The sequence below is a fragment of the Gracilibacillus phocaeensis genome (assembly GCF_900626275.1).
Lineage (GTDB): Bacteria > Bacillota > Bacilli > Bacillales > Amphibacillaceae > Gracilibacillus > Gracilibacillus timonensis.
Genome location: NZ_LR131143.1, coordinates 370,879 through 392,389, shown reverse-complemented (window position 1 = coordinate 392,389; position 21,511 = coordinate 370,879). Strand labels below are relative to the sequence as shown.

The window sequence follows — 21,511 nt, the reverse complement described above, 5'->3', positions numbered from 1 at the left end:
TTCCAAGTAGATGGAGTGAAAAAGCACAATTAGCGCCGAAATATCAAAGGAGATGGGACTAGTGGAGTTACTTTTAGAGTACGGTTGGGTATTACTTGTGTTAGTCGGTTTAGAGGGGATTCTAGCAGCGGATAATGCATTAGTGCTAGCGATTATGGTCAAGCATTTATCGGAGGAAAAACGGAAAAAGGCACTCTTCTATGGATTAGCTGGTGCCTTTGTGTTGCGATTCGGTTCTTTATTTATTATTTCTTTTCTTGTTGATGTTTGGCAGGTGCAAGCAATTGGAGCGGCTTACTTATTGATTATATCGATCAAAAACCTTTACGACAAGTTTGGTAAAAAGGAAAAGTCGGATGACCAAGTGGAAAAGCGAAAGAAACAACGAGGCAAAGGCTTTTGGGCGACGGTTATTAAAGTAGAGCTGGCTGATTTGGCTTTTGCGGTAGACTCTATTCTGGCAGCTGTTGCACTGGCCGTAGCATTACCGGCGACAGGTTTAGGTACGGTTGGTAGCTTAGATACTGGTCAATTTATTGTGGTACTGGCAGGTGGGATGATTGGTTTAATCATTATGCGATTTGCTGCCAATGTATTTGTGAAATTATTGCATGATCGTCCAGGGTTAGAGATTGCCGCCTTTGTGATTGTTGGCTGGGTAGGGGTTAAATTAGTGGTTAGTGTACTGGCTCATGAAGATGTCCATATCCTTTCCCATGATTTCGCTCATTCTTTACCTTGGAAACTGACTTTCTATCTTATTTTAGTAGGGATAGCGTTAGCAGGATGGTTTCTTTCAGGGAATAAACGAAAAAAAGAAGGGCGTATGGTTTAACGTCATCAAGCTAAGCCATTATAATAAATGGTGAAGGAGTGATAAGCATGGCACGACACCATTTTACCTTAGAGGCTTCTTGGCCTGGAGGCAGAAATCAGTCAGGATATATAAAAGCTGGTAATTTAGAAACACAGATTTCCATCCCGCCAGAAATGGATGGTCCTGGGATTGGGACAAACCCTGATGAGATGTTATTAGGGGCAGCTTCGACGTGTTATTTGATTACGCTTGCGGCTATGATAGAAAGGGCAGAGCTGCCACTTCAACATATGGAATTGAACTCGGTAGGCGAGGTCGATGTTACTAATGGTGTGATCACGTACAAACGAATTATCCATAAGCCGATCGTAATCTTGCAAAAAGGGGCGACAGATAAACAATTGCAGCGGCTGCAAAACATCATCAGCCAGGCCGAGTCATCGTGCATGATTTCTAGAGCAATTAAGGGGAATGTAGCCGTGGAATTGGAAGAAAACCTGTCTGTTTCAGGGGTATGATGTGAAAACCATTGTATTTTGTGGGAGTAGAGATAATCGTCAAATAAAAGACCAACTCTTTTCGGAGTGGTCTTTTTTTATATGTAAAGACAGTAAATAATCCTTGGTATAATAGGGCTTGGAATGATTTTGACCTTGAACGAATCAAGGGGAATAAGATGTCTTATGTAAAGTAGCCAGTCCATCTATTCCATGTGGTAAAGTTGATCGTTTGTCGGTGCTAGATAGCGCAAATAAAACGATCAAATGCACCAATCCGTAAAAGGCGCTACCTACTTAACATCACCCCTCCTTATCGGTAGTCAGCATGTTCTTTTGATGATTAAGGTGAATGAAATCATTTCTCATGGATTGGATAGGTGCTCTTGATCCATTTACAAGAATGGAACAAACAAAGTATTATCAGGAAATAATGCAAGCAAAGGCTTGCTTGTCAAACGTTTTTCGTATATTAGGAAATAGTGGGGTGAAAAGGTTACTGTGGGAGGGAAAAGAAAAACACAATCATCGACAAAATCAAATCATTCATGTAAGATGGTCACTATTGTAATTTAATGTATGAAGGAAGGAGCTCAAGAAAGTGCAATCATTTAATAAAACACCTATCATTATCGTACTTCTGACTGGTGGGTTTATTTCTATTTTAAATCAGACAACAATGATTACTGCAATTCCGCCAATTATGGAAGAAATGGATGTTACTGCAAATACGGCGCAATGGCTGACGACGGTTTTCATGCTTGTTAATGGCGTAATGATCCCTGTTACGGCGTTTTTAATGGAGCGATTCACGACAAGACAGTTATTTATTACCTCGATGATTGTGTTTGCTGTCGGAACCGCTTTTTCTGCCCTTGCGCCAAACTTTGGTATGTTACTCTTAGGCAGAACCATTCAATCTACTGGGGCAGGCGTCATTATGCCACTAATGCAAACTGTATTTTTACTACTCTTTCCAATTAGAAATCGAGGGGTGGCAATGGGGCTTGTAGGACTTGTGATTTCCTTTGCTCCGGCGATTGGCCCGGCTTTGTCTGGCTGGGTCATCACCGCTTATTCATGGCGTGCCGTTTTTCTTATCATCCTGCCTATTGCAATTATTATCATTATAGTTGCTGCGAAAGTGATGAAAAATGTGACGGAATTAACATATCCAAAACTGGATATATTATCGATTATCCTATCATCTTTCGGTTTTGGCGGATTTTTATATGGATTTACAAGCGCGGGTAACAATGGCTGGGAGAGTATTATCACGATTGCTACATTAGCTATTGGCGCTGTGTCTTTAGCATGTTTCATTGTTAGACAATTACGTATGAAGACTCCTATGCTTGATTTCAGAGTATTTAAAAATCCAATCTTCACCTTGTCGACGATTATTCCTATGATTGCGTTTATGGGACTGATTGGTGCAGAAACACTGATTCCGCTTTATATGCAAAATGGTCGCAATTTTACAGCGATGGAAGCAGGAATCGCACTTCTTCCCGGTGCACTTGTGAATGGGATGATGTCGCCAATTACGGGGCGCATATTTGATCGTTTCGGTGCAAGATGGCTTTCCATTATCGGCTTAACGATTATCACGATTGCTACTCTTGCCTTTTCTAATTTAGGTGCTTCTACATCGATGTTGATGATTATGATTTTGTATGCCATACGAATGTTTGGTTTATCTATGGTCATGATGCCAGTGACAACGGCCGGTTTAAATCAGCTTTCTCGAGAGTTGCTTCCACATGGTACTGCGATGACCAATACCATGCGCCAGGTTTCAGCCTCGATTGGAACAGCTATCGTTATTACAGTGATGACGACAACGGAAGTAGCTGCAAAGCTTGATCCAGATATAGCTTATCCGATGATTCACGGTGTCAACCGGGCTTTTATGGTTATTACTATATTGTCACTTATCGGAGTTGTCATTAGCTTCTTTATCAAGAAAGATAAGAAACTTGCCAATGAATAAAAGTCCTATGCAACGCGAATAAAATAGGATTTAGAACGGCGTCAAAACTATATTTGGCGCTGTTTTACAATGAGTTGGTGATTTTCTACTTTGCTGGGAGAGGGTTTCAAGCCAGTTAAGGAGGATATACTTTTTATAAACTAAACCGTAATAAATCATTATTCGTTCCTATTTTCAATATCAGTTCATATAATTGACATAAGGTAGTAATGGTAGTACTATATCCATAGTAATCTTATCGGATTTATCAAACTGGTGATTTGGACATCATTTCATAAAAGGAATAGTAGCAATAATAAGTTTTAAGCCTTTGATAATTTCGAAAAACAAAAAAAGGAGGGAATACATTGGATACTTTATTTATTTTAATTAACGTTGCTATAATGCTTGCATTTATAGGTATTCTTATTTTTATGCAGCGAAAGCACGTGTCATTTAGTAAGCGTGTTTTCACTGGTTTAGGTTTGGGAATTTTATTAGGTGCCTTTTTGCAGTTTGCATATGCCGCAGACTCTGAAATCGTTAGTGCATCATCGGATTGGTACAGTATTGCAGGGAGCGGTTATATCAGGCTCTTAATGATGATTGTTATTCCACTCGTCATGGTTTCGATCATCCAATCGATCATTAACTTGGAGAAATCATCGGATTTGGGAAAAATATCGGCATGGGTAATTGGTATATTGGTTACAACTGCCATGGTTGCTGCCCTGGTCGGGGTAACCAGCGCTTCGATTTTTGATTTAAATGCCGATCAGATTGATGTTGGTCAAGAGGAGCAGGAGCGTGGCTTAGACTTAGAAGACCGATTGGGTTCTGTAGAGGATATGACTACGCCTCAGAAGATTTTAGAGTTTATTCCATCGAATATTTTCTTGGATATGACGGGTGACAGGGCAACATCTGTTATTGCAGTAGTCATATTCTCCATGCTTGTCGGTGTTGCCGTATTAGGTGTGAAAAGAAAACAGCCAGAGCAAGCCGATAAATTTATTGATCTGGTTAATACCATTTATACCGTAGTGATGCGGTTAGTTACCATTATTTTGCGTTTAGCACCATATGGTATCTTAGCATTAATGGCCAATACCGTAGCGCAGACGAATGTTGCTGGTATTATAGAGCTTGGTAAGTTTGTTGGTGCCTCTTATGTGGCCTTGATCATCATGTTTATCATTCATATGATTATCCTGGCTGTGTTCAAGTTAAATCCATTTACGTATGTTCGAAAAGTGCTGCCGGTATTAGGCTTTGCCTTTACCTCACGTTCCAGTGCAGGTACGATTCCACTATCTATCCAGGTCCAGCGAGAAAGTTTGGGTGTGCATAGCGGTACAGCCAACATGGCGGCCTCATTCGGTGCAACGATTGGTCAAAATGGTTGTGCAGGTATCTACCCAGCTATGTTGGCGGTGATGATTGCGCCAACGCAAGGAATCGATCCATTATCACCAAACTTCCTGCTATCTCTAGTTTTAATCATCGGTATTAGTTCATTTGGTGTGGCAGGTGTCGGAGGTGGTGCAACCTTTGCAGCCTTGATCGTACTTTCATCGATGAACTTACCAGTTGCATTGGCTGGTCTGCTTATTACAGTAGAGCCGTTGATTGATATGGGGCGTACAGCGTTGAATGTCAATGACTCGATCTTGTCCGGTACGATTACATCAAAGATTATGAAAAAATTAAACATTAAAACGTATAATGACAAAGAGGCGATTAACAAGGATATCGCTCTTTAATAAGAACCCCCATCAGCTTTGACCACTGATGGGGGTTTCCTTTTTATAAGTAAAGTGTATAAAACTTGGTATAATAAGACGTGGGGTCCTCATACTGCTACCTTTCAGTAGAGCTCAAGGGCGTGTGAGTGGTCATTCACACGAATGGATCAAACGAGGTGTTATCAGGAAATAATGCGAGCAAAGGCTTGCTTGTCACACGTTCCTTAATAAGATAAGCATCATCATATCGCAAAATGGCTAACAGGTAGCGTATCATTATTGATCAGACACTTTCCTCGTTCTGCTTCTCTGTTTTGTCGCTATATACATCGCTGGCAGTAATAACAAGGTTAACACAGTGGAGAAAATAATACCTGCTACGATCGAAACCGCTAATGGCGTGAATAAAACATCGCCCATGATTATAATAGGCGTTAAAGCCGCGATAGAAGTAAGGGCGGTCAAGATAATCGGTCTTATTCTGGCGCGACCTGCCTCAATCACTGATCTTGTCAGATCCCCTTGGTATACATCTTTGTTTTGTTCAATAAACTCGATAATAATAATCGAGTTACGTACAACCACACCAGATAAAGAGACAATTCCTAAAACCGCTAAGAAACTCAAAGGCTGCCCACTAATAAATAAACCAACAATCGCACCTGTAATTGCTAAGAATATCGTACTTGCGATTAAAACGGGTGTTAGTAAGGAATTAAACTGAATAGCTAATGTAATGTAAATCAGGAATAACACAATGATAAACAATTTGGCGACTTCGACAAAGAAAGCTGTTTCGGCACTTGCCTCTCCATCTGTCACTAGTTGGTATTCTGGACCGAGTTGATTACGAATGTCTTCTATAACCGTTTCTGTTTCGCTATGAAAGTGTTGATTCCCCTCTGCCTCATACACAGAAACAGTAATGGTGCGTTCCCCGTTCTCATGGGTAATGGCAGCCATTTGTTCCTCTGTGTGGGAAGAAATAAAGCTGTCATAACGAAACACTTCCCCTTGATTAGGCGCTACAGCATTCAAGCTTTCAAGATCAATACCATCTGTTTCTCCTTCATCCAGGATAAGCTCCATGTCTAGTCGATGGTTATCAACCTGTATTTCCGTCAATGGAATAGCAGCATTGGCTAACTGTAAGGTTCCGGTTATTTGATTTAAAGGAATCTGTTGTTCTGCAAGAAAGTTCTGATCGATCTGATACGTTTTGACAGGCTGGCTGGAACCGGTATTTCGTGTTGCGATCTCCACTGTGTCTAGTTCATTTAGCTGTTCACTAAGTAGAGTCGATTTTTCGAGCAGTGTTGCTAAATCAGGTCCTTTTAGCTTCAATTCTAGTGCAGCAGACGGTGGTGGGCCAGAAACAATCGTTTCGAGAAAAAGGTCCCCATCTGGGAAGGTCTCGCGCAATGATTGCTGATAATCGGAAATATAGGCTGCAGCAGAGGTGTGATCACGATCAATGCGAATCGCAATTTGCCCTGTATTTTCTCCAGATCGATTCAAAGCCGAGTTGAAAATATTTGGTAAACCACCACCGGTATACCTTACTGTTTCTTTGACATGATCGGTTTCTTCCTGAATATACGCTTCTATTTCTGCTAATTTCTCATCGGTTGCAGCAATAGGTGTTCCCTCATCCAAGGTGAAGGACAAAGTAACCTCCTCACGGTCAGCCGATGGGAAAAATTCAAATGGTACCTTGAAAACAAGCAGGATCAGGAGTATACAGATAAGAAAACCTAATATCGTCGTAAGCCAAGGTTTTTTAATCATGTTGGGTAAAATCTTGTCGGCATAACGATTCGCGATCCATTCAAAAAAATGTGCTAATAAACCAGTCTTTGGTTTTTTTTCTCGACCTTTTGCCTTTTTGCGCACGTATTGCAAGGTAGGGATGACAGTCAAGGCAACCAAGGTGGAAGCAATAATACTTCCCATTAAAGCAATAGGCAAGGCGCGAATAAAATCTCCATTACTCCCAGACAAAAAGGTGAGAGGGAAAAAGCTGAAAATAATCAGCAAGGTAGAGGTGATAATCGATATCCTCACTTCTCTTGCTCCTTTTTGAATCCCTGCTACAGGGCCATCCCCTAATTGATAACGCCGCATAATATTATCATTCATTACGATGGCATCATCGACTAATATACCAATGGCCACAATAATTCCAATGATAGAGATCTGGTTGAGATCTACCCCAGCGTAGGGCATGGGAATAAGTCCGATAAGAATAGAAACTGGGATAGCCAAGGCAACCAAAATGGCAGAAAATAGAGGTAACCCAAGCACCATAATGATGATCACAGAGATAAAAGATAAGACAAAAGATATTAATAAACTGCGATAGACCTCATCAATGATCTGACTCTGTGAATAGTATTTCTCTGTTGATATATGGTCTGGCAGTTCTTGCGTCAGCTCTTCTATCTGTTGATCAATGTTATCTTGTAGGCTGGTAATATCGGTACCGTCTTCTGCAAAGACAGTTATCGATAAGGCAGCATGGTTTCCGACTGTTATTAGATCTTCTAATGGTTCCTCTTCTACAGATATAGTGGCAACATCGGATAATTGAAGGGATGCTTCATTTGCTCCTGGCAAATAAATTTCTCCCAATTGATCGAACTGATTCACTTCTTCCACATGTAATAAAATCTGCTGCTCTTCATTTTTCTCTACGCCTAATGGAGATGGGCTTGTTGCTTGTTGAATCGCCTCTATTACTTGATTTGGCTGAAGCTGCGAGGCCATTAAATCCTCTTGCTGGAGAGATACGACTACCTTTTGTTCCGGGAGCCCTTTGATAGAAATTGATTGTACCCCAGGGATCGTCGTTAATGTGTCTTCCCAGTTCGTCAGCTGTTCTCTTAATTGCAAGAGTTTTTCTCTGTCGTCGCTTTGTAAATGATAGGTAGCAACGCTAGATGATACCAAATCCGTGTCAACGGTTGTGGAGACCACCTCGTCAGGGAAATCCTGCTGAACATCTTGTACGGTCTGTCGAATAATGGCATAGACCGCCTCGGTGTCGGTTTGATCAGCTAAAGAAATGGTGACATTAGCAAATCCATTGGTAGAAGTGGAATTCACCTGATCAATGCCAGCCAAATCGACCACTTCCTCTTCGATAGGATTAGCAATTGTTTTCTCTACCGTTTCTGGATTGGCTCCAGGGTAGGCAACGGAAACAGAGGCCATATGCTGCTCTATTTCAGGAATATCTCGCTTGGGTGTTTGTAGGTAAGTGAACAGACCGACAATAATAAATAATAGAACAAATACCCAGACGATTTTTCTGTATCGAATCACTCTTCTCAATACGACCACCTCGCTTGTCATGAATTGATGTCACGTTTATTCTTATCTCTGCAGGACATGTCTCGCCTAAAAGTCCTCTGTTTATCATATCATACATTCATCATTTTCATTACAGCTTTACTAATAATTGCAGCTTGATAACAGTACATTTACAAAGTGATAACAATCGGCCAAAACGCTTTTGCTTCATTTAAAAAGGGGGTATCATGAAGAAGAATAGTTAAAAGAAAGAGGGCGAATGGGATATGAAACGAGAGGTTTATTTTGATAATGCTAAACTCTTGTTTATCTTCTTGGTTGTGTTTGGACATTTGATTCAACCTTTAAAAGATAACATTGAGGTAGTTGGTGCTTTGTATCAATGGATATATTTATTTCATATGCCAATCTTTATCTTAGTCAGCGGTTTCTTCGCAAAAGGCGCAGGAGATCGTGGTTATATAATCAAACTAGCAAAACGAATCTTACTACCATATTTTATGTTTCAAGTTTTTTATTCTGTTTATTTTCTTACAATTGGGAAAAGCAGCTGGGATCAAGCAGTGTATGATCCACAATGGGGGTTATGGTTTTTATTGAGCCTGTTCAGCTGGCATATGCTGTTAATTGGTTTCAAAAAGATCCAGCCAGTTATTGGTATTCCACTTGCCTTTTTAATCGGAATCGGGGCGGGTTACTTACCGTTTATTGGTCCGGATTTTAGTTTGTCGAGAACATTTGTATTCTTTCCATTTTTCTTGATTGGGTATTGGCTCCATTCTGCGCAGTTATATAAATGGCAAACGATTCCAAAGAAAGTAACAGCGGCTGGATTATTATTTGCCGTATTTGCAATAACATATGTGACGCCAAGAATACCGGTACAATGGTTGTTTGGATCGCAATCTTATAATGGAATGGATGTTGCCATGACCGGTGGACTTTACCGAGCGTTGTTATATGGAGTCGCTCTTTTAATGGTGTTTGCGGTACTGATGTTAATTCCTCGTAAAAGCCTTGGTTTTTCCAACCTAGGTCAAAACACAATGTATGTGTATTTGTTGCATGGGGTGATTATTCAATATGCACGAGAGGCAAACTTGTTAGCAGTAGATCAAAACTTAGATGTACTAGGATTGGCTGTCATTGCAGCTTCGATTGTCTGGCTATTAGCCTCCAAATGGGTGGTTACTTTTGCACAACCGATCGTAGAAGGGAAGAACGATCTAATGCAAACATGGCTGCAAGAGCGAAGAGGACGGCAAAAGGCATATCAAATGAAAGAAAAATCATCTTAATCAAGTCAGATCAAAAGGGCTGTTGCGCTAAAAAAGGCAACGGCCCTTATTTAGTAAGGTAGGAAAGTTTATAATTCTTGATATTAGCATGTGCAAGCTTAGCTATTTATCAACATAATGCTTGAGAATTCGATCGACGCTTGCTCCATATCCTTCGCCAAAGATATTCAAATGGACCAGTAAATAGAACAACTGATAGAGAGGCTTTACCTCCTGATAATAATCCGCTAATGGGAAAATATCCTGATAATGATGATAAAAATCGGCCGGGAACCCGCCAAATAGTTCGGTGAAAGAAAGTTCAAAGAGATGATCGCCATAAACAACGGAAGGATCGATGATATAGGGTCTGCCATGTGGACCGGTCAGCCAATTTCCTCCCCATAAATCTCCATGTAATAAGGAAGTACGAGGCTTGCTAGGCAGATACTTCTCCAAGTGCTCAATCAGTGACGTCAACCGTGATCTTCTTGCTTGAGGCATTCGGTTTTGCTGGATAGCCAATTCCATTTGTGGCAGCAACCGCTTTTCGCGATAATAATCCACCCAGTTATCGTACCATTGATTCAATTGTGTTAATTCCCCAACAAAAGTAGGTTGATTGTACCCATATTGAGCAGTGTTCTTGGCTAAATGCATAGCAGCTAGCTGTTCACCAAGTTGTTGACTGGTAGCTGTGGTTTTTTCACCATCTATCCATTCCATAATCAATACCATGTCCTCGTCTGTTGTTTTTTGATCATAATAGTACACATCGGGAACGGCGATGGTTTGTGTAGCACGGATGCGTTCTAATCCATCGGCTTCTATCTGGAAGAAGTTACTGGACACCTTTCGATTTGCCTTAATGAAATAGTCTTGTTTCTCCGTTGCGACATAGTAGGCTTGATTAATATCACCGCCAGATACAGGTTGAATCTTGCGTATTGATGTGTCGTCACCTAATTGTCTTAATTTCTCTTCCATGTCTATTACCTCCCTGTATTTCAGTATATCATGGTCACGTTTTGAAAAAAATAATCGACTTTAGTATACAAGAAGTGGGTTTGTGTTTTGCAACGGTCTACAACCATTGTATAATGAGTGGAGAGAGGATGAATTCAATGGCTATTACCAATCAACAAATATTAGAAAAAATAATCGCCGAGTGTGAACAGGCGTTACAAAATGAAACAAAAGTACGAGAGCATGCCAGGGCGATTCAGACATTGACAGATTTATTACTGGAACATGATGCGCCAATCAGCTCTTCTGTTAAAAAAATTGAGGATATGGAGTGGCAGAAGATGGTTGGACAACCTGCGCCACCACCCATCACTAAATCAACACAAAAGTCAGATGATGAAGCAGGCACCAGTGATTCGTTATTAGATTTTTAATAAGGGAGTGTACCAAGAAATGAAATTGTTTTTATTATTAGGGGCGCTAAATGGTTTTATCGCCGTTGCATTGGGTGCGTTTGGCGCACATGGTTTGGAAGGTAAACTGTCGGAGAAGATGATCGACACATGGAATAAGGCGGTACAATACCAGATGTTCCATACGGTGGCATTGTTTGTAACAGGGTTGCTGATGCAGAAAATCACGGCAGGGAGTATCGTGTCTGCCGGCTGGTTTTTCTTGGCGGGGATTATCCTATTTTCCGGCAGCTTATACATTTATTCTACGACACAAATCAAGACCTTTGCCATGATCACACCATTGGGCGGAGTAGCCTTTTTAATCGGTTGGATCTTATTAGGTTATGCTGTAATGAAATATACTTAAAGCGTGAGAGGTAATGTAACAGACTAAAAAAGCTAGTGCATTCACTGCGAATGCACTAGCTTTTAAATAAAGAGGATCAGCAGAATTGTCCCGATCAAACCTAACCCCCTTACAAGCGATTGTGAAAAGAAGTACGTATTCCCTTGCCGCCATTCTTTAAAGGCATCGATAAAAAGGTTAATGCTCAAACTAGTAAGAGCGATCATGGCCAACAGCATAGAGCTGTAGACCCAGGCAATCATAATGAGCGCTAACGTCATGCAAAAACAGGCGATGTGTATGTCGTCAATCGCAGCTTTCATCCGTGTCCTGCCTTATTAGCGAGGAGAATTGTTAGCCATATTATAAGGGTAGTCATAGGCAATTTCTTCATCAAATGTAATGTAATCCAAATAAACCATTAATAGAATGTATCTTTTTCCTGTCTCCGTGTCACTTAAAATAATGTGATCCCGCCCAGCTGCCTCAATAATTCCTTTAAATATTTTGGCATTCCAACGGTCATTATTTTCGAAGGTCATGTAAACGGTCGCCTGTTTGCCTCTATTAAGTCGCAAAATGTTTTCAATATAGGATTGTTCGACGGGCAGCATCCCAGGAGGATTTAGCGATTGTTGCTGCTGTTGCTGTTGTTGCTGTGTCATCGGAGCTGTCTGCTGATTTTGCATAGGAAATTGCTGCATGCCATTACCATTGTTATAAAAGTTTTGCGGGTAAAAAGGCTGTGCCTGAAACTGGCCTTGGTTATCATATTGATTCATCCATAAAACCCCTTTCGATAGTCAAGCATCGGTCTGCTAACTTATCTATATGCAACGAAAAGGGTGAACATTCCAATAAACTAAAACTTCATGCAACAGGTGGTTTTTCCACTGCAGATTAGTAGAATCCATCAAAACCAAAAAGCCGGCTTAGGGTCTCCAAGCCAGCCATTTCACTTATTATACTGCTAGATAAGCGGGTACATCCTCCGTCTTGAGGATATTTCCCACATAAAAGGAACCAAATTCACCATAGCGTGCACTAACGACATCAAAACGCATTTCATAGACTATTTTCTTGATTTGTAGAACATCTTTGGCGAAGAGCGTTACACTCCATTCCCAATCGTCAAATCCCATAGAACCGGTAATAATCTGCTTGATCTCGCCTGCATACTTCCTGCCGGTGAAGCTATGTTCATACATAAGCTGACGACGCTCATCAAAAGGAAGCATATACCAATTGTCATCCCCTTGTCGACGCTTGTCCATTGGATAAAAGCAAATGTGATCCCATTGTGGTAATTTTGGTGCTAGTCGTGCACGCACACCAGGGTTATCTTCAGGATTATCATTCTCTTTTGACATATATTTCGATAATTCCACAACAGATACATAAGAATAACTAGGTATAGTGAACTCAGCGAACTTGGACTTGTTGAATGTTAATTCAATGTCACTGAGTTCCTGCATAGTAGGGCGTAGGATCATCAAGATAATATCAGCCTTTTGCCCAATAATGGAGTAGAAGGCATGACTGCCATCCCTGTCTTCAGCTACCGTCTCCCATTTGCGCAACATGTTTTGTAATTCTTCTACTGCTTGTTTGCGTTCTTCTTCTGTTGCCTTTTTCCACTTGGTCCAATCTATTTTGCGTAAATCATGTAAACAATACCAGCCATCCATCGTTTCTACCGCTTCTGGCATAAGAATTCACTCCTTTTTTTCATTCCTTTGCTTTACTATAACATATTGTAGGAAAGATAAGCACGAACCTACTATGTAAATTGACTAATAAATCCCAAAAAAATGAATAAATAAAGAACCTTTTCTGAGTAGAGATTGGCAAGAGTGGAGCAAGTAAAAGCGTTTTAAGTTGAAGGTATTAGGGAACGATAGTTATGTATTGTCTAAATATTTGATTGGAAACGGATATCATATTTACTTTTCATGTTACACGAAATAGTGTATCATATAATACAGATAATCAAATGGAGGGTTATATGCATGAGCGATTTATTTGCAGATATTAAGAAGAGGTTGCAAGGAAAGTCTAACAGAATCGTATTACCAGAAGGGCTTGACGAACGAATTATCACAGCAGCAAGTCAATTAAAAAAAGATGAGCTAGTCGAACCTGTACTAATTGGATTACAAGAAAAAATAGAACAGAAGGCGAAAGAAATCAATGTTTCTATCCAAGATGTGGAAGTGATCGATCCAAGTACTTACCCAGCGTTTGAAGAAATGGTTACAGCTTTTGTGGAGCGTCGTAAGGGAAAGGCAACAGAAGAAGACGCGCGAAAAATGTTATTGGATGAAAACTATTTTGGAACGATGCTGGTTTACATGAATAAAGCTGATGGGTTGGTAAGCGGGGCTGCACATTCTACAGCAGATACGGTAAGACCAGCTTTGCAGATTATTAAAACGAAACCAGGGATTAAAAAAACATCTGGCTGTTTTGTGATGGTGCGTGATGATGAGAAATATGCCTTTGCAGATTGTGCCATTAATATTGCGCCAGATAGTCAGGACTTAGCAGAGATTGCCGTTACGAGTGCTAAGACGGCTGCTTTGTTTGACATCGATCCTCGGGTAGCTATGTTAAGCTTTTCTACCAAAGGATCTGCCAAGTCAGAAGAGACGGACAAGGTGGCAGAGGCAGTAGCGATCGCTAAGGAAAAGGCTCCAGAATTAACGATTGATGGTGAGTTCCAATTTGATGCCGCATTTGTCCCTTCTGTAGCGGAGAAAAAGGCACCAGGTTCTATATTAAAAGGGGATGCCAATGTCTTCGTCTTCCCGGGTTTGGAAGCAGGTAATATCGGATACAAAATTGCTCAGCGTCTTGGCGGATTTGACGCAGTAGGTCCGGTCTTACAGGGATTGAATAAACCAGTGAATGACCTATCAAGAGGTTGCAGCAGTGAGGATGCCTATAAATTGGCTCTGATCACCGCTGCCCAATCTTTAGACGCACAGTGAATTTTGCTGTGCGTTTTCTTATATATGAAAGCATGTCATCTCTGCTACAATAGATATTGGAATGGTCTTGATCTTGAAATAGGCGATGGCGACCAAAAAGCAGTGACATCCTGAGAAAACGGTCGTCATATTGGTAATGACGACCAAGATCAAGCGGAATTTCAAAAAACGGTCGTCATATTGGTAATGACGACCAAACGGAAAGAAAGGACTATCTTATGACGCTATCATTCACCAAGCTTCGTCTCTACCGTCAGGCGCTACCACTGAAACACCCATTTCAAAACAGCTCCACCATTGTAACAGAAAAAGACGTACTGTTTGCTGAACTCATCGATCAAGATGGTCTGCGAGGATATGGGGAGTGTGTCGCATTTGATTCACCATGGTACACAGAGGAAACGGTTGAGACGGCACAACACATGATTCAACAACATTTGTGGCCGCTGCTCCAATCACAAGAGATCACCCACCCACGTGAGCTGAATCTCGATTCGGTACAGCGCCATCATATGGCAAAAACGGCACTGGAGGGAGCGGTTTGGGATATCTATGCAAAAAAAATGAAGCAGCCGCTCTATCAAGTGTTAGGTGGTAAAACGAACCAAGTAGCAGTAGGTGCAGCTATTGGCATACAATCCGATCTACCAACCTTGTTAACAAAAATAGAAGAAGCACTTGCCAGCGGTTTTCAACGAATAAAATTGAAAATAAAGCCAGGGTACGATCTGCATGTATTGGAGCAAGTGCGCCGTCATTATCCCGATATACCGCTTATGGTAGACGCCAATAGTGCATACACCTTACAAGATACGGCATTGCTTCAGCAGATAGATCGTTTTAACTTATTGATGATCGAACAACCATTGGGATCGGATGATTTGCTTGATCATAGTATCCTGCAACAAGAGCTAAAGACATCTATTTGCTTAGACGAAAGTATTGATACGCTGGCAGATGTTCAGGTTGCGTTAGCGCTGAAGAGCTGTCAGATCATCAGTATCAAGCTTGGAAAAGTAGGGGGATTCAATCAGGCGCGTGCTATTCATGATTACTGTCAAGAGCGCGGTGTGCCGGTATGGTGCGGCGGGATGCTGGAAGCAGGCATCGGCAGAGCACAGTCTTTGGCGCTAGCCACTTTACCTAATTTCTATTATCCTGCCGATCCAGGGCCATCGAACCGTTATTGGCAGCGAGACATCATTCAACCGGAAATCGGCATGGAAAAAGGTATGATCACGTTACCAGAACAACCTGGTATGGGCTATCAAGTTGATTTATCTACAAGTGAGCAGGTGTATAGCAGTTAATATCAACTAGCGTTGGATAAGAAAATAACAAACTTATCATCCCATTGTTTTATTTTGAGCAGATGTAAAAAGAATGAATCAAGATAACTCAAAAACTGACGTTATCGGTCCGATTGGTAAAAAGCAACCGTAGTAGCTGCCATTTTAAGGATTTTATGGTGCAATTCTTTCGGCTTCCTCACCTTGATTTGATCGGCAAATCCTAGTATATATCCCTTTGCCTCTTCTTCTGTATCAAAAGAGAGCGTAACAGGTATCCAGCCGTCTTTTTCGCTGTTTCCTATTTCTATAATCCGTACAAAACGTCCGCTGAATTGCAGTCTTGGCAAAATAGAGGCTGTAACCAATATGTTGACTTCGTAGCTGGGTAATTTTTGGACAAAAGCTTTGGTTGAGTCCCTCCAGTATTGCGCTAGGGAAAATTGTTTCGGTCTTGTAAACGTTTCGGAAACTGGAGCGGCTTCTTGGATTCGAGTAATCCTATAATTGCGCACCTTTCCATTTTCTTTAGAGGCAACTAAGTACCAATTCTCCCCCTTAGCAACCAATCCGAGCGGTGCTACGAGGTATTCCATGACTTCTCCATCAGCACGCTGATACAATATATTCAATTTAGTATCTTTCCAAATGGCCTGTTTTGTTACGTCAAAGACAGCCATTTTTTCTTTTGGTTTCCGCCACGAACTGGTGTCAATATGGATTCGGTTCCAAACATCCTTCGCATTTTCCCGATATATGGATGGAAGAGAGGCGATGAGTTTATTTCTGGCGTCCTCGGAAGTATGACTTAGCCCTAAATCCTCGAGTACTTGGATAGCAGGTGAAACCAATAGGGAATGTATTTCGATTTCTTTCAACCCGGTTAGCTTTGTCTGGTAGTTTTCCAATAAGGACCATCCCCCGTTCGTACCTCGTTCTGCCATGATGGGGATACCTGTACCGCTCAACGCCTCCATATCTCTGTATATGGTTCTTTCCGAGACTTCTAATCGTTCTGCCAATTGTTTGGCTGTCATCTGTCCATGTGTTTGCAACAATAACAAAATGGATATCAAGCGATCTCCGCGCATCTTACATTCCTCTTTTCTTAAAATGGCTAGTTTTTCAATAGGTGCATATTTCTTATTTTAACAGAAAGGACATGCAAGCATTCTTTATTTCTTGAAATATGACACTTGTTGTCAAGAATGGTTCGGTATAATCACGATAACTCATGTAGAAAGGTAGGAAAAGCGATGAAACCACTTGAAGGAAAAATAGCACTTGTAACAGGTGCCAGCAGAGGAGCAGGAAGGGGGATTGCTATAGAGTTGGCACAAGCTGGGGCAACGGTGTATCTGACGGGGCGCAGTACTAAACATAAATCCATTAATAATTGGCCGGGGACGATTGATGACACAGCTTCTAAAATAACATCTGATGGCGGAAACGCTATTGCTGTTCGCTGTGACCATACAAAGGATGTAGAAACAGAAGCCGTTATTGATAAAATCCGACAAGAGCAAGGCAAATTAGATATCCTGGTTAACAATGTGTGGGGGGCGCATGATCTAGGGGTAGAAGCAAAACCATTTTGGCAGTTATCTTTGAAAAATTGGGAGACAATGTTTACAGCCGGTGTACGGGCACAATTAGCAACCAATCATTTTGCTGTACCATTGCTTCGCAAAAGTGAACAAGCTTTGATCATCCATACCACCTTCTGGGATGATAATAAATACACTGGGCAATTTTATTACGATTTAGCAAAACAAGCATTAATCCGCATGTCCTATGGACTATCTATAGAACTAAAACCGGAAAATATTGCGGTTATTGCTGTTTCACCAGGGTTTATGAGGACGGAGTTAGTTTTGCAATATCATGCATCAGATGAAGAAAATTGGCAGGAGGCGGAGGATTTAAGCAGAACGGAAACACCGCATTATGTTGGAAAAGGAGTAGCTGCCTTGGCAGGTGATCCAACCAGGTTGGAGAAGACAGGTCAGGTGTTTAGGAGCGCTGATTTGGCAAAAATGTATCAATTTACTGATATAGATGGACGGTTTATTCCGCCTTTCACCCTATAAAAGTCAATGGAAAAGGGTGTATTGCAAGCCCCTTTTCCATCATATAGAATGCATTTTACCCAAGTGCCTTCCGATTCCGCTCGATCATTTGTTTCATCCGCCGTTCAAAAATAGCAAGCTCCTCTCCAGTAAGATCTGACTCAACCACACGACCCAGTTGTTTTAACACACGTTCTATCGCATTCTCTACGGTCAAATCCGCACCAAGCAATTCCGACAACGACCGCATGGTGTCGGGTTTAATAATCGGGTATTCAAAACGCTTGTCTGTTTTGGCTTTCCCGGCTTGGTAAAAATCACGAATCAATTCCGCTCGTTTGGCGCCGCTGCCACACATGCATATATATATTTGCACGGCAATCCCTTTTTTTACCCGTCGTTGTGAGATGCCGGCAAATTTTTTCCCGCCAATACTCAAGTCATAGTCACCTGGGCAGTATGAGCCGGTGATTTCATAGGCCTCGATTTCATCGGTTAAATCACGGTACATATCCTGGACAAATGCCGTCATTAGCTGATAGCCTGAGTGAATCCCCAGCTCTGGTAGATCCGGCAAAATAAAAGAAAAATTAAGGACATCCCGATCCAATGCAACCGCTAAGCCACCGGAATTCCGCACGATCACCTCATACCCTTGATCTTGTAAAAAGGAGACAGCGTGCTCGATCTCAGGCAGTCTGGTATCAATGATTCCCAGCACAACTGTCGTATCATGCACCCAAAAACGGCAAGCTACCTGATCTATCGCACCTCCAATGGATTCACATAAGGCGTCATCAACGGCAAAAGAAGCCATCGCTGTCGTCAGCACCTGTGGATTACGATGGTCCACGAGCCGAATATGTTTATCTGCGAAAAAATTTTTCCAATCGTTCATCAAGTTTCCTCCAGCTTCTTACATCACGAAATTTTGAAGATCGTTCTGAACTATATTATACTAATAGAAAGTAAAAAGAGGAAGGTATTTGCCATGGCTTATAAAGATGAACAATTATATGAAGAGAAGGTGTTTAAAGACCCGGTCCATCGCTATGTCCATGTTCGAGATCTCGTCATCTGGGATTTGATTGGCACGCGGGAATTTCAGCGGTTAAGAAGGATTAAGCAGTTAGGCACTACCTTTTTAACCTTTCATGGCGCCGAACATAGCCGATTTAATCATTCATTGGGTGTTTATGAGATCGTCCGGCGTATTTTGATTAACTTTGAGGATCGCCCCAATTGGAATCGTGAGGAGCGGCTGCTTTGTTTATGTGCCGCATTACTGCATGATTTGGGGCATGGTCCATTCTCCCATTCTTTTGAAAAGGTCTTTAAGCTCGACCATGAAGAATATACAAGGGCGATTATTTTGGGGGATACCGAAGTACACCAAATTTTGGCCGAAGTAGGAGCAGACTTCCCGCAAAAAGTAGCGGATGTAATTAATAAAACCTATCATGATAAATTAGTGGTTAGTCTGATTTCCAGCCAGATTGATGCCGATCGAATGGATTATTTACAGCGTGACGCCTATTTTACAGGGGTGAGTTACGGACATTTTGATATGGAGCGTATTTTGCGCGTGATGCGCCCGCTAGAGGATCAAGTGGTTATCAAGGAATCCGGGATGCACGCGGTAGAAGACTATATTATGAGTCGATACCAGATGTACTGGCAAGTGTATTTTCACCCGGTGACAAGAAGCGCCGAAGTGATCTTGACGAAAATTCTTCATCGAGTGAAGGATTTATATCGTGAAGGGTATCAGTTTCAAGTGAAGCCAACCCCGTTCATCTCTTTCTTCGAGGAGGATGTTTCCTTATCGGACTACATACGACTGGATGAGGCCGTTGTAGTCTACTATTTCCAAATGTGGATGGAGGAAGATGACCCGGTCTTAGCCGATTTGGCTGATCGTTTTATGAATCGTCGTCTATTTAAATATATTGAATTTAATCCCAATCTACAAATGAAGGCATGGATGGAGCTTTATCAGCTTTTCCAACAAGTAGGTATAGACCCAGAATATTACTTGATTGTCGACTCGTCATCGGATTTGCCTTATGATTTCTATCGGCCAGGTGAAGAAGAGGAGAGATTGCCGATTCATTTGTTGATGCCAAATCAGGAGTTAAGGGAACTATCACGGCAATCCGACGTGGTGGAAGCTATTTCTGGTAAGAAACGAACGGATCATAAACTTTATTACCCGAAGGATGCTATCGAACAGTTAGCAGATGATCGTCCAGAGAAACTCAAGATACAAAGAATACTAGAACAATAACCATTAGGGGAATAACTGTTCAAAAAGAGTTTGATAAATACAAACGCTAGGATTGTTTTTGAACTGCCTCTTAAAGAACTGGAGTGTTTGCATTGCTAGATAACCATGCTAGATTAGTGGAAGTCATCGCTACGGCAGATGGAATCGTAGGACGTAAGAAATTGCAGAAAATGATTTATATCATGAAGCAGTTAGGATTCCCTTTTGAGGAGAAGTATACCTTCTATTTCTATGGACCTTATTCTGAGGAACTTAGCCTGCGGATCGAAGAACTCACTAACCTAGGATTCGTCTCAGAAGTAAAGGAAAAGCGAAGTAATTACTATCAATATCGCTATCAAGTGACACCGGAAGGGGAAGATTTTCTAGAGCATTCTCAGGCAAAACTTTCGATTGCCTCTACCTTGTTGCAGGATATGAAACAGCGGAGCTCACGTTTTTTAGAATTGGTCGCAACGCTGCAGTATTTTGATCATTTAAGTGAAGTAGAGATAGAAGAGAAAGTCGCAGAAGTGAAAAAGAAATCTAACTATACGAAAGAAGATATTACGGAAGCGCGGACGTTTATTCAGCATTTAAGACAAGCCATATCTTAATTTGGCAGGGTCTACTCATCAGAAAGGGAGAAAAACATGAAAAATTCATCCTATTTCTATTTAAAATTGGAGACACATCGCTTAACTATGCCTTATAAAAACGAAAAACGACGTATCCGTGTTCTATTGCCAAAAGACTATCAAGTGGAAGAGGACACCCACTATCCCGTTGTATATATGCATGATGGACAAAATGTTTTTTACAGCAGTGAGGCCTACAGTGGCCATTCATGGAAAGTGATTCCGGCGATTAAGCGCAACCCTGATTTACCGAAAATGATCGTGGTAGGCATAGATAATGCCGAACAAGATCGAATCGATGAGTATACCCCGTGGAAAATAACGGAAAGCCCACTTCCAGAAGATATTGCATTAGGCGGTGGTGGTGCGGAATTTGCCGAGTTTGTCATCGATGTCGTCAAGCCGTTTATCGATCAACATTATCGTACGAAACCAGATAAGTCACATACCGCCATGATTGGCAGTTCGCTAGGTGGTAATATCACCGCCTTTATGGGGATTGCCTGTAAAGACCAAATTGGTGCATTGGGTGTTTTTTCACTGGCCAATTGGATCGCCAGCGCACCCTTTGACCATTATATTACAAAAGAAAAGCTGGATCCTGAGCAACGGGTATATATTCAAGTTGGGACACAAGAAGGGGATGAGACCGATCGGCAATTGATGTACGGTAATATGAAGCAAGCCTATATTGATTGCTCGCTTGCGTATTATCGGCAACTTCTACAAGGAGGCCTTCCAATCGATCAGCTTCGTTTGCGTATATTTGCTGACGAAGAGCACGATGAAGTAGCTTGGGCGAAGCATTTGCCGGAATGTTTACGATTTTTAAGTGAAGAATGGCATTCATAAGAGCTGAAAGAGGAACGGTA

General features: G+C 41.4%; 21 protein-coding genes. 14 read left to right on the top strand and 7 right to left on the bottom strand.

The features are described from left to right. Window positions 1–61 precede the first annotated feature (61 nt). The 5 genes from E0E32_RS06390 to E0E32_RS06375 all read left to right on the top strand — a co-directional run bounded on the left by E0E32_RS06390 (window position 62) and on the right by E0E32_RS06375 (window position 5,049). Complete coding sequence (locus E0E32_RS06390) at window positions 62–835, top strand: TerC family protein (RefSeq protein WP_392388583.1); 774 nt, start codon at window positions 62–64, stop codon at window positions 833–835. Between the two features lie 47 nt (window positions 836–882). Continuing rightward, a complete protein-coding gene (locus E0E32_RS06385; protein WP_066188193.1) occupies window positions 883–1,335 on the top strand; it encodes an OsmC family protein in 453 nt (150 codons plus the stop codon). A gap of 331 nt (window positions 1,336–1,666) precedes the next feature. After that, window positions 1,667–1,885, top strand: a complete 219-nt coding sequence (locus E0E32_RS22490) for a hypothetical protein (RefSeq protein ID WP_207302272.1) — start codon at window positions 1,667–1,669, stop codon at window positions 1,883–1,885. Window positions 1,886–1,915: 30 nt separating this feature from the next. Beyond that, window positions 1,916–3,307, top strand: coding sequence for an MDR family MFS transporter (locus E0E32_RS06380; protein ID WP_130859310.1), 1,392 nt, complete (start codon window positions 1,916–1,918; stop codon window positions 3,305–3,307). 347 nt (window positions 3,308–3,654) lie between these two features. After that, window positions 3,655–5,049, top strand: coding sequence for an L-cystine transporter (locus E0E32_RS06375; protein ID WP_066188188.1), 1,395 nt, complete (start codon window positions 3,655–3,657; stop codon window positions 5,047–5,049). A 258-nt stretch (window positions 5,050–5,307) separates the two neighbouring features. Here the strand turns inward: E0E32_RS06375 and E0E32_RS06370 are convergent, their stop codons facing one another. Further along, window positions 5,308–8,355 carry an efflux RND transporter permease subunit gene (locus tag E0E32_RS06370; protein WP_286171834.1) on the bottom strand — a complete coding sequence of 1,016 codons (3,048 nt, stop codon included), beginning with the start codon at window positions 8,353–8,355 and terminating at the stop codon, window positions 5,308–5,310. Between the two features lie 254 nt (window positions 8,356–8,609). On the opposite strand from E0E32_RS06370, the gene E0E32_RS06365 reads away from it, so the two are divergent. Further along, window positions 8,610–9,641, top strand: a complete 1,032-nt coding sequence (locus E0E32_RS06365; RefSeq protein ID WP_130859308.1) for an acyltransferase family protein — start codon at window positions 8,610–8,612, stop codon at window positions 9,639–9,641. A gap of 102 nt (window positions 9,642–9,743) precedes the next feature. Here E0E32_RS06365 and E0E32_RS06360 read toward each other — a convergent pair whose 3' ends face one another. Further along, window positions 9,744–10,607: a fructosamine kinase family protein gene (locus tag E0E32_RS06360; protein WP_130859307.1), complete on the bottom strand. Its 864-nt coding sequence runs from the start codon at window positions 10,605–10,607 to the stop codon at window positions 9,744–9,746. A gap of 137 nt (window positions 10,608–10,744) precedes the next feature. Here E0E32_RS06360 and E0E32_RS06355 point away from each other — a divergent pair, with 137 nt between their 5' ends. Continuing rightward, a complete protein-coding gene (locus tag E0E32_RS06355; protein WP_130859306.1) occupies window positions 10,745–11,020 on the top strand; it encodes a YwdI family protein in 276 nt (91 codons plus the stop codon). 19 nt (window positions 11,021–11,039) lie between these two features. Beyond that, window positions 11,040–11,408: a DUF423 domain-containing protein gene (locus tag E0E32_RS06350; protein WP_066188181.1), complete on the top strand. Its 369-nt coding sequence runs from the start codon at window positions 11,040–11,042 to the stop codon at window positions 11,406–11,408. A 62-nt stretch (window positions 11,409–11,470) separates the two neighbouring features. Here the strand turns inward: E0E32_RS06350 and E0E32_RS06345 are convergent, their stop codons facing one another. From E0E32_RS06345 to hemQ, 3 genes are all read right to left on the bottom strand, one after another. Then, window positions 11,471–11,668, bottom strand: a complete 198-nt coding sequence (locus tag E0E32_RS06345) for a hypothetical protein (RefSeq protein ID WP_165444977.1) — start codon at window positions 11,666–11,668, stop codon at window positions 11,471–11,473. Window positions 11,669–11,725: 57 nt separating this feature from the next. Further along, complete coding sequence (gene gerQ, locus E0E32_RS06340) at window positions 11,726–12,169, bottom strand: spore coat protein GerQ (protein ID WP_066188178.1); 444 nt, start codon at window positions 12,167–12,169, stop codon at window positions 11,726–11,728. A gap of 180 nt (window positions 12,170–12,349) precedes the next feature. Then, a complete protein-coding gene (hemQ, locus tag E0E32_RS06335; protein WP_066188174.1) occupies window positions 12,350–13,096 on the bottom strand; it encodes a hydrogen peroxide-dependent heme synthase in 747 nt (248 codons plus the stop codon). 300 nt (window positions 13,097–13,396) lie between these two features. On the opposite strand from hemQ, the gene pta reads away from it, so the two are divergent. Beyond that, window positions 13,397–14,377 (top strand): phosphate acetyltransferase, encoded by a 981-nt coding sequence (gene pta, locus E0E32_RS06330; RefSeq protein WP_066188172.1) that lies wholly within the window; start codon window positions 13,397–13,399, stop codon window positions 14,375–14,377. A 218-nt stretch (window positions 14,378–14,595) separates the two neighbouring features. After that, window positions 14,596–15,687: an o-succinylbenzoate synthase gene (gene menC, locus E0E32_RS06325; protein WP_130859304.1), complete on the top strand. Its 1,092-nt coding sequence runs from the start codon at window positions 14,596–14,598 to the stop codon at window positions 15,685–15,687. Between the two features lie 101 nt (window positions 15,688–15,788). On the opposite strand, the gene E0E32_RS06320 is transcribed toward menC, so the two are convergent. Further along, window positions 15,789–16,757, bottom strand: a complete 969-nt coding sequence (locus E0E32_RS06320) for a helix-turn-helix transcriptional regulator (protein ID WP_130859303.1) — start codon at window positions 16,755–16,757, stop codon at window positions 15,789–15,791. Window positions 16,758–16,922: 165 nt separating this feature from the next. Here E0E32_RS06320 and E0E32_RS06315 point away from each other — a divergent pair, with 165 nt between their 5' ends. Beyond that, window positions 16,923–17,756 carry an SDR family NAD(P)-dependent oxidoreductase gene (locus tag E0E32_RS06315; RefSeq protein ID WP_130859302.1) on the top strand — a complete coding sequence of 278 codons (834 nt, stop codon included), beginning with the start codon at window positions 16,923–16,925 and terminating at the stop codon, window positions 17,754–17,756. 55 nt (window positions 17,757–17,811) lie between these two features. On the opposite strand, the gene E0E32_RS06310 is transcribed toward E0E32_RS06315, so the two are convergent. Next, entirely contained in the window at window positions 17,812–18,633 is an 822-nt protein-coding gene (locus E0E32_RS06310) for a lipoate--protein ligase family protein (RefSeq protein WP_130859301.1), read from the bottom strand. 93 nt (window positions 18,634–18,726) lie between these two features. Between E0E32_RS06310 and E0E32_RS06305 the strand changes: the two genes are divergently transcribed. The 3 genes from E0E32_RS06305 to E0E32_RS06295 all read left to right on the top strand — a co-directional run bounded on the left by E0E32_RS06305 (window position 18,727) and on the right by E0E32_RS06295 (window position 21,491). Then, window positions 18,727–20,022 (top strand): HD domain-containing protein, encoded by a 1,296-nt coding sequence (locus E0E32_RS06305; protein ID WP_066188160.1) that lies wholly within the window; start codon window positions 18,727–18,729, stop codon window positions 20,020–20,022. A gap of 92 nt (window positions 20,023–20,114) precedes the next feature. After that, window positions 20,115–20,618, top strand: coding sequence for a YwgA family protein (locus E0E32_RS06300; RefSeq protein WP_130859300.1), 504 nt, complete (start codon window positions 20,115–20,117; stop codon window positions 20,616–20,618). A gap of 36 nt (window positions 20,619–20,654) precedes the next feature. Next, a complete protein-coding gene (locus E0E32_RS06295; RefSeq protein ID WP_130859299.1) occupies window positions 20,655–21,491 on the top strand; it encodes an alpha/beta hydrolase in 837 nt (278 codons plus the stop codon). Window positions 21,492–21,511: the final 20 nt, after the last annotated feature.

Coding starts and splice junctions, on each gene's coding strand:
- E0E32_RS06385 (WP_066188193.1), top strand. CDS start 883: ATGGCACGACACCATTTTACCTTAGAGGCTTCTTGGCCTGGAGGCAGA.
- E0E32_RS06315 (WP_130859302.1), top strand. CDS start 16,923: ATGAAACCACTTGAAGGAAAAATAGCACTTGTAACAGGTGCCAGCAGA.
- E0E32_RS06355 (WP_130859306.1), top strand. CDS start 10,745: ATGGCTATTACCAATCAACAAATATTAGAAAAAATAATCGCCGAGTGT.
- E0E32_RS06320 (WP_130859303.1), bottom strand. CDS start 16,757: ATGCGCGGAGATCGCTTGATATCCATTTTGTTATTGTTGCAAACACAT.
- E0E32_RS06310 (WP_130859301.1), bottom strand. CDS start 18,633: ATGAACGATTGGAAAAATTTTTTCGCAGATAAACATATTCGGCTCGTG.
- gerQ (WP_066188178.1), bottom strand. CDS start 12,169: ATGAATCAATATGATAACCAAGGCCAGTTTCAGGCACAGCCTTTTTAC.
- E0E32_RS06365 (WP_130859308.1), top strand. CDS start 8,610: ATGAAACGAGAGGTTTATTTTGATAATGCTAAACTCTTGTTTATCTTC.
- E0E32_RS06295 (WP_130859299.1), top strand. CDS start 20,655: ATGAAAAATTCATCCTATTTCTATTTAAAATTGGAGACACATCGCTTA.
- E0E32_RS06350 (WP_066188181.1), top strand. CDS start 11,040: ATGAAATTGTTTTTATTATTAGGGGCGCTAAATGGTTTTATCGCCGTT.
- E0E32_RS06345 (WP_165444977.1), bottom strand. CDS start 11,668: ATGACGTTAGCGCTCATTATGATTGCCTGGGTCTACAGCTCTATGCTG.
- pta (WP_066188172.1), top strand. CDS start 13,397: ATGAGCGATTTATTTGCAGATATTAAGAAGAGGTTGCAAGGAAAGTCT.
- E0E32_RS22490 (WP_207302272.1), top strand. CDS start 1,667: ATGAAATCATTTCTCATGGATTGGATAGGTGCTCTTGATCCATTTACA.
- menC (WP_130859304.1), top strand. CDS start 14,596: ATGACGCTATCATTCACCAAGCTTCGTCTCTACCGTCAGGCGCTACCA.
- hemQ (WP_066188174.1), bottom strand. CDS start 13,096: ATGCCAGAAGCGGTAGAAACGATGGATGGCTGGTATTGTTTACATGAT.
- E0E32_RS06305 (WP_066188160.1), top strand. CDS start 18,727: ATGGCTTATAAAGATGAACAATTATATGAAGAGAAGGTGTTTAAAGAC.
- E0E32_RS06360 (WP_130859307.1), bottom strand. CDS start 10,607: ATGGAAGAGAAATTAAGACAATTAGGTGACGACACATCAATACGCAAG.